This is a genomic window from Bradyrhizobium sp. 138 (assembly GCF_023074075.1).
Lineage (GTDB): Bacteria > Pseudomonadota > Alphaproteobacteria > Rhizobiales > Xanthobacteraceae > Bradyrhizobium.
This window is the reverse complement of sequence record NZ_JADPKT010000069.1, coordinates 1-2,973: the sequence shown is the minus strand read 5'-3', so window position 1 is coordinate 2,973 and position 2,973 is coordinate 1. Positions and strand designations below refer to the sequence as shown.

The 2,973-nt window shown below is 66.0% G+C and carries 1 protein-coding gene; it reads right to left on the bottom strand.

What is annotated here, in order from left to right:
* Window positions 1–2,973: amino acid adenylation domain-containing protein (locus tag IVA79_RS22165; RefSeq protein WP_247556629.1), on the bottom strand; the 2,973-nt coding region annotated here is incomplete at both ends.

Genomic DNA, 2,973 nt, shown 5'->3' with positions numbered 1-2,973 from the left:
AACAGCTCATGGATGCACTGCTCCACAGGATACGGCGCCGCCGTCCGGTTCAGCTCCTCCAGCAGATAGGTGCGCTCGTCCGCTGGCAGGATGTCCAGCTCCCGCACTGGCGTGTTCGGCGCCCGCTCCAGCGCCGCTGCCAGCTGCGCGAGCGTCTGCTGCATGTAGCCGCAGATCCGATCCGCCGAGATTGGCTCCGCCACCTGCGCCGTCAGCCCGAGCGCCTCGCCAAAATCCTCCACCGACAAGGTCAGCGGATAGTTGGTGCGCTCCTCCTCGCCCAGCCATTCCACGCCGGACAGCGCATCATCGGCTGCGGAGGCTGTGACCGCCGCCGGCGTGTTGTGGCGGTAGTTCAACAGCGCGCTGAACAGCGGCGCCGGCGCCGCAACGCCGCTGCAGCGTTGCGCCAGCGCCAGCGAGGCATGCTCGTGCGCCAAGAGCTCGACCAGCCGGGCATGCGTGGTTCGCACGCTCGCCTCGACCGCGGTGCCGTCAAGATCAAGCCGCAGCGGCAGGGTGTTGATGAACAGGCCCATCGCGCGGTCGGCGCCCGCCCCGCCATGCATGCGGCCGAACAGCACCGTGCCGAACACCACCTGCTCGCGGCCGCTGCTGCGCGCCACCACCTGACCCCAGGCCAGATGGCACAGGCTCGCCAGGCTCACCCCCAGCCGCCGCGCCTGGCTGCGCAGCCGCGCGTTCAGCTGCTGCGGCAGCATCCGCTGCGCCTCTCGAACCCCGCCGCCGTCGCCGCGCACCTCGCTTAAGCCGAACGGCGTGCTCGGCTCGTCGATGTCTGCCAGCAGCTCCCGGAAGAACGCTTCATCCGCCTTGGCATCAGCGCCGAGATGCGCCTGCGCCACCAGATTGCGGAACGGCTGTGGCTCGCTCAGCTCGTGCTCGCGTCCCTCCAGCACAGCCTGGACCTCGGCACGCATCACCTCCAGTGTCGTGTGATCCCCGATCAGATGATGCTGCAGCTCCAACAGCAGCCAGCGCCCGCTGCCGGGATCGCGCGCGGTCACAAACCGCAACAAGGGCGCTCGGCTAAGATCGATGCGGTGCTGGCGCGGATCAAACCGATACTTAAGCTGCGCGGCGCCAGGACCAGCAGACCCGTCCAGCTCGACCTCGCTCACCTCCAGCGATGCGTGGCGCCAAACCACCTGGGCCGGCCGCGACAATCCCTCCCAGACAAACGAGGTACGCAGGATGTCATGTCGATCCACCACCCGCTGGACCGCGGCAAGATAGCGGTCCAACACGCCACGCTCGGCAAACGCCATCTGCGATACCAGCAGGTACGGATCGCCCTTTGTCGCCAACAGATGATGGAACAGGATGCCGTCCTGCAGCGGCGACAAGCCATAAATGTCCTGGATGTTGCCGATCCCGCCGGGTACCGTGGCGATGATCCGATCGATCTCGTCCTGCGCCAGCTCGATGAGCGGCAACATCTCTGGCGTGATCGCCGTACTCTGTTCGGTGATCCGATTGGCCGGGACCGCCACCTCCTGATGACTGCCCAGGCTTGCGGCCTGATCGGCCAGCACCGGCCTGGCGAACAGCGTGCGCACCTCAATCCCCAGCGACCGCCGCCGCAAACGCTCGATCAGTTGCACCGCCAGCAGCGAGTGCCCGCCGAGCGCAAAGAAGTGGTCGTGGCGTCCGACCCGCTCAACACCCAGAAGCTCGGCCCAGATCTGTGCCAGCGTGATCTCGATCTCGCCTTGCGGCGGCTCATAGGCGCGATGCGCATACGCCTCATCGTCCGGCGCAGCCAGCGCCTTGCGGTCCAGCTTGCCATTCACCGTCAGCGGCAGCGCCGCCAGCCGCACGAACGCCGATGGCACCATGTACTCCGGCAGGTGCGCACTTAGGTGCGCGCGCAAGGCGCCGACAAGCTCGCTTCCCTCCAGCCCGTTCGAAGCTGCTTCCGGCGCGCACACCACATAGGCGACAAGACGCTGCTCGCCGCCGGGGCCCTCGTGCGCCACCACCACCGCCTCGCGCACGAACGGGTGCTCGCAAAGCCGCGCCGCGATCTCGCCGGGCTCGATCCGGAAGCCGCGGATCTTCACCTGCTCGTCGTTGCGGCCCAAAAACTCCAGATTGCCGTCCGGCAGGTAGCGCGCCAGATCGCCGGTGCGGTACAGCCGGTCGCCGTCCACAAAGGGACTGGCGATGAACCGCTCCGCGGTCAGCTCGGGCCGGTTCAGATAACCGCGCGCCACCCCCGCCCCGCCAACGTAGAGCTCCCCCACCGCGCCAAACGGAACCAGCCCGCCATGATCATCCAGCAGATACACCCGCGTGTTCGCAATCGGACGGCCAATCGTCTCAACGACAACGTCCCCCCTTCGCACGCAGATCCAGGTTGAGTACGTGGTCGTTTCAGAAGGCGCGTACAGATTACAAATCTTCTGGACCCGACTGCTCGCAAAGATCTTCTCGATCAGTTCCGCCGTCAGCCACTCGCCCGCCAAATTGACGACGCTGGTCGAAGCCGGCACTGCTTTCCTGTCGACCAGAGCGGCGATCGCCGAGGGCACTGTGTTGATCAAAGAGATATCCAAAGACCTCTCGGCCAGCGCCAGCGCATTCTCGACAAGGTAAAGCGTGCTTCCTTGCGAAAGTGGAACGAAGCACTCATAGACGGACAGATCAAAACTGATCGAGGTGGCAAACAGCGTGCGGCTGATCTCTGATGCCGTAAACACGTCGCTGCTCCAATGCAGCAGGTTCACCGTGCTCGCATGCTCAATCATGACCCCCTTGGGCGAACCGGTTGATCCGGAGGTGTAGATCACATAGGCGAGATGGCGCGAGGTCAGGCCGAGCGCACGGGGGTCCGGATCCGACGCCGGCAGATTTGCCCATTCCGGCGTCGCCGCCAGATCCACCAGCGTCAGATCGCGTAGCGCATCGTCGCCCAGCGCCGATCGCCCCGCTGCATCGGCCAGCAGCACT